Here is a 4,727-nt window from a genome sequence, read left to right on the forward strand (position 1 = left end):
CAGGTGCCCGAGGTCGGCCAGCAGACCGTCGGAGACATCGGTCATCGCCTGGGCCCCGGCCTCCGCCGCCGCCCGGCCCTGGCCGTAGGGGGGCTCCGGCACCAGATGACGCATTCGCAACTCGTCGAAACCGCCAATACCGTTGTCCAGCAACGCCAATCCGGCGGCCGACCGGCCCAGCTCGCCGGCGACGGCGATCACCGATCCGGCCCGCGCGCCGCTGCGCAGCACCGGATCGCGGCCCTCGAGGTCACCGAGGACGGTGACCGAGACCACCCACTGCGGACTGGAGACGAGATCTCCGCCGACGATGCCGGCCCCGACCCGCGCCGCCTCGGCCCACATACCGTCGGCCAGCGCGGTGACGCCGGCCGCCGGAGTGTCCCGTGGCGCGCCGAACGAGACCACGAAGCCGGTGACCCGCGCGCCCATGGCCTCGATGTCGGCGGCGTTCGCGGCGATGGCCTTCCGGCCGACCTGATGGGGGGTGGACCAGTCCAGCCGGAAGTGGCGTCCCTCGACGAGCATGTCGGCGCTGACGGCGACCCGCCCGTCCGGGGCGTCCACGACTGCTGCGTCGTCGCCCGGGCCGACCGGGACGCCGGCCGCTGCGCCGCGCCCGGCGAGAAGCCGGCCGATGACCGCGAACTCCCCGAGATCACCGAGGGTCGGTTCGGCGGACTCCGGCATGCCCCGTCCTCTCGAATCCGCTGCGGTACGTTGAGCCCGTCAGTGTAGGGCCGAACGACGAGGTGACGACGTGCAGGGCGATCCCGACGGCCCGCCCCGCGGGCTGCTGCTGGCCGCGCTGACGCTGGCCGTGGCGGCGATCGCCGCGGTGCTCACTCTGGCGGCCACCCGCCAGCACTCGCCCGCGGCGCCGGTCGTGATCGCCGCGATACCCGCCCCTCAGGCCGACGGCCCCGAATGCCGGTCGCTGGTGGACACCCTGCCCGACCGGCTGGGTGACTTCGTGCGAGCCGACACCGCCGCGCCGACGCCGGCGGGCGCCGCGGCGTGGCGCGGGGACAACGCGGCCGGGGGCCAACCGGTGGTGATGCGCTGCGGGGTGGACCGCCCCGCCGAGTTCGTTGTCGGGGCGCCGATTCAGTTGGTCAACGAGGTGCAGTGGTTCCGGATGGCCGACGCCGCCTCGGGGCGGGTCACCTGGCTGTGCGTCGACCGCCCGGCCTATGTGGCGCTGACGCTGCCCGACGGTTCCGGTCCGGCGCCGATCCAGGCGCTGAGCGATGTGATCGAGCGAACCATGCCCGCCATGCCGATCCGGCCGGGCAAACCCTGATCAGCGCAGTCCGGTACCCCGCGCCAGCGCGGTCTCGACCATCGTGCCGACCAGGGTCCGGTAGTCAACGCCACTGGCCCCCCACATCCGCGGGTACATCGAGATGGTGGTGAAACCCGGCATCGTGTTGATCTCGTTTATCACTGGGCCGTCCTCGGCGAGGAAGAAGTCGACCCGGGCCAGTCCCTGGCAATCGAGTGCGACGAACGTGCGAATCGCCAAGTCCCGCAGTTGTTTCGCGGTGTCGTCAGCGATGGCGGCCGGCACGTCGAGTTCGGCGGCGTCGTCCAGGTACTTGGTCTCGAAGTCGTAGAAGGCGTCGCCACGGCCGCCGGACCCCGCCACCCTGATCTCCCCGATCGCACTCGCCCGCACCGTCCCGTCCGGGAACTCCAGGACGCCGCACTCCAGTTCCCGGCCCTCCACGGCGGCTTCGACGATGACCTTCGGGTCGTGCCGGCGGGCCTCGGCGACGGCCGGGGGCAGCCCGGCGGCGTCGGTGACCCGGGTGACACCGATCGACGAGCCGCCCCGCGCGGGCTTGACGAAGAGCGGGAAGCCGAGGCGGGCGACGTCGTCCGGGTCGGCCTCTGCCAGGGACGGACGCAGCACGAGGTAGTCCCCGATGGGTAATCCGTCGGCGGCCAGCAGTTTCTTGGCGAACTCCTTGTCCATCCCGGCGGCGCTGGCGAACACTCCGGCGCCGACGTAGGGCAGGCCGGCGAGCTCCAGCAGGCCCTGGATGGTGCCGTCCTCGCCGTAGGGGCCGTGCAGTATCGGGAACACCACGTCGACCGAAGACAGGATCTCTGCCACGCCGTCGAGCGGCGAGTGCGTCCCGCCACGGACTTCCGGCAGTTTCCCGTCGGCGATCGCCAGTTCGTCGGGGTCGACGTCGGCCCGCAGCCACGACCCGTCCCTGGCAATGCCCACCGGCACGACGTCGAACCGGTCGGGGTCGAGATTGCGCAGGATGCTGCCCGCTGACACACACGAGATGGCGTGCTCGGAACTGCGGCCGCCGTAGACGACGGCGACGCGGATCCGGGAGCCGGGGCGGACAGTCACAAGCAGAAGAGGCTACCGCCCCGCCGAATCCAGAGCCGCCACGACGTCGCCCACCAGGTCGTCGGTGTCCTCGATGCCTGCCGAGATGCGGGCGAAGCCCTCCGGCACCGCATCGCCCCAGCGCGCCCTGCGGTCCACCGAGGTGTGAATGCCGCCGAAGCTGGTGGCGGCCAGCAGCAGATCGCTTCGCCGCACCAGGTCGTGAACCAGGCCGGCGTCGTCGAGTTCGACCGCCAACACTCCGCCGAAGCGGCGCATCTGGGCCGAGGCGACCGGGTGCGACGGATCGCCGGGCAGGCCCGGGTAGCGCACCGAACGCACTCTCGGGTGGTCGTGCAGAGCGGTGGCCAGCGCCTGGGCGTTCTGGCACTGCCGGTCGAATCGGAGTCCGAAACTTCCGATGCTGCGCGTGAGCATCCAGGTTTCCAGTGCGCCGAGTATCGGACCGGCGAGCGTGCGTTCCCGTTCGACGGCAGCCATCAGTTCGGGGTTGCCGCCGGCGACGTAACCGGCCACCAGGTCGCTGTGCCCGGCAAGCGCTTTGGTCGCGCTGGCCACCACCAGATCCGCACCCATCGACAGCGGCTGCTGCCCCAGCGGACTCGCGGTGGTGTTGTCCACCAGCAGCCGGGCTCCGCGGCGGTGGCAGACCCCGGCCAGACGGTGCAGATCGACGACGTCGAGGGCTGGGTTCGTCGGGGTCTCGGCCAGCACCACGTCCGCATCCCGCGCGGCCTCGCAGAGGTCGGCCGCTGCCGCCTCGCGTACCGTGACACCCTGCGGGGCAAGGCTTTCCGCGGCATAGCGGCGCACCTGGTGGTAGCCGTCGGCGGGCACGACGACCACACACCCGGGGCGGGACAGCACCCGCAGCGCGGCGGTCACCGCAGCCATCCCGGAGCCGAAAACCAGCGCCGCGCCCGCCTCCTCCAGCCGGGCCAGCGCCGACTCCAGGTGCACCCAGGCGGGATTGGAATAGCGGCCGTAGACGTGCGCTTCGCTGCCCTCTTCGGCGGACAGGTGGAAGGCCGACACCGGGACCGGCAGAGGCGGCACCGGCTGACCGGGAATCGCCTGTGTGTCAGCCGCTTTGACCGTGCGGGTGGAATCGCCGTAGCGCCGAGTCATGGCATCACTCCGGTTTGGTGCTGCGGCCCAGCAGCAGCACGACGGCCTCGTCGACGGACAGTCCCCGGTGGCACACCCGAGATACCGCCTCGGTCAGCGGCATCTCCACGCCGTAGCTCGACGCCAGCGCCAGGATCGCCGAACATGAGCTGACGCCTTCGGCGACATGTCCCTCGGTCGCGGCTTGGGCCTGAGCCGGCGTCTCCCCCCTACCGAGGCGCCGGCCGAAGCTGCGGTTGCGCGAGTGCGACGAGGTGCAGGTGGCCACCAGGTCCCCCACCCCGGCCAGACCGGCCAGCGTTGTCGTCTTGGCCCCCAGGGCGATTCCCAACCGCATGATCTCGGCCAGGCCGCGGGTGATGATCGCCGCGGCCGTGTTTTCGCCCAGCCCGACCCCTGCGGCCATCCCGCAGGCCAGCGCGATCACGTTCTTGCACGCGCCACCGATCTCGGTGCCCACCACGTCGGAGTTGGTGTATGGCCTCAGATAGCCGGTGCTCAGCGCGCGCTGCACGGCGACCGCGCGACCTGAGTCCGAGCACGCCACGACGGTCGCGGCCGGCTGCTCGTCGGCGATCTCGTCGGCGAGGTTGGGTCCGGAGACCACCGCCACCTGTCCGGGGTCGGCACCGGTGACCGCGACGATGACCTGACTCATCCGCATGAGAGTGCCCAACTCGATCCCCTTGGACAGGCTCACCAGGGTCGCGCCCTCGGCGATGTGGCCACGCCACCCCTCCAGGTTCCGACGCAGGCTCTGCGACGGCACCCCGAGCAGGACGGTGCCGGCCCCGTCCAGGGCCTCACCCGCGTCGCTGGTCGCCTTGACCGCGGCGGGCAGCACGACGCGGGGAAGATACCGGCTGTTGGTGTGCGTCATGTTGACCTCGTCGGCGACCTGCGGGCTGCGCGCCCAGAGCCGGACGTCGCCGCCGGCGTCGGCCAGCACCTTGGCGACCGCGGTGCCCCAGGCCCCAGCGCCCATCACCGTCGCCGCACCCACGCCGCTCATCGAACCCCGCACCCTCTCGCCGTCGCCTATCAAACTAAAGCACCCGACGCTGGCAGGATGGCGGCCATGGGCGTCGGGCTGATCATCGCGGTCAAACGCCTCGATGCCGCCAAGAGCAGACTCTCGGCCCTGTTCGGGGCCGGCGCCCGCGAACGGGTGGTGCTGGCCATGCTGGTCGACACCATCGCCGCGGCCGGGGCGGTTCCGGCAGTCCGG

The 4,727-nt window shown here is 71.8% G+C and carries 5 protein-coding genes and 1 pseudogene; 2 read left to right on the forward strand and 4 right to left on the reverse strand.

Translation table 11 applies throughout. The features are described from left to right. The coding region (locus tag ACKOQ4_RS10570; RefSeq protein ID WP_526291575.1) for a thiamine-phosphate kinase at positions 1–690 on the reverse strand (690 nt) is incomplete at its 3' end. Positions 691–760: 70 nt separating this feature from the next. Between ACKOQ4_RS10570 and ACKOQ4_RS10575 the strand changes: the two genes are divergently transcribed. Continuing rightward, positions 761–1,303 carry a DUF3515 family protein gene (locus ACKOQ4_RS10575; protein WP_526291577.1) on the forward strand — a complete coding sequence of 181 codons (543 nt, stop codon included), beginning with the start codon at positions 761–763 and terminating at the stop codon, positions 1,301–1,303. Here ACKOQ4_RS10575 and ACKOQ4_RS10580 read toward each other — a convergent pair whose 3' ends face one another. Genes ACKOQ4_RS10580 through ACKOQ4_RS10590 form a run of 3 tightly spaced genes read right to left on the reverse strand, consistent with a single transcriptional unit; the run spans position 1,304 to position 4,511 of the window. Then, positions 1,304–2,371 (reverse strand): D-alanine--D-alanine ligase family protein, encoded by a 1,068-nt coding sequence (locus ACKOQ4_RS10580; RefSeq protein ID WP_526291579.1) that lies wholly within the window; start codon positions 2,369–2,371, stop codon positions 1,304–1,306. A gap of 12 nt (positions 2,372–2,383) precedes the next feature. Beyond that, positions 2,384–3,499 (reverse strand): cystathionine gamma-lyase, encoded by a 1,116-nt coding sequence (locus ACKOQ4_RS10585; RefSeq protein ID WP_526291581.1) that lies wholly within the window; start codon positions 3,497–3,499, stop codon positions 2,384–2,386. Positions 3,500–3,503: 4 nt separating this feature from the next. Further along, positions 3,504–4,511, reverse strand: a complete 1,008-nt coding sequence (locus tag ACKOQ4_RS10590; RefSeq protein WP_526291583.1) for an NAD(P)H-dependent glycerol-3-phosphate dehydrogenase — start codon at positions 4,509–4,511, stop codon at positions 3,504–3,506. Positions 4,512–4,568: 57 nt separating this feature from the next. On the opposite strand from ACKOQ4_RS10590, the pseudogene ACKOQ4_RS10595 reads away from it, so the two are divergent. Then, positions 4,569–4,727 (forward strand): annotated as a pseudogene (locus tag ACKOQ4_RS10595) (2-phospho-L-lactate guanylyltransferase); the annotation flags it as partial.

The organism is Mycobacterium sp. (assembly GCF_046095365.1).
Taxonomy (GTDB): Bacteria; Actinomycetota; Actinomycetes; order Mycobacteriales; family Mycobacteriaceae; genus Mycobacterium.

Excerpts from the sequence above, each read along its gene's own strand:
- ACKOQ4_RS10585 (WP_526291581.1), bottom strand. The coding sequence starts at position 3,499 with ATGACTCGGCGCTACGGCGATTCCACCCGCACGGTCAAAGCGGCTGAC.
- ACKOQ4_RS10590 (WP_526291583.1), bottom strand. The coding sequence starts at position 4,511 with ATGAGCGGCGTGGGTGCGGCGACGGTGATGGGCGCTGGGGCCTGGGGC.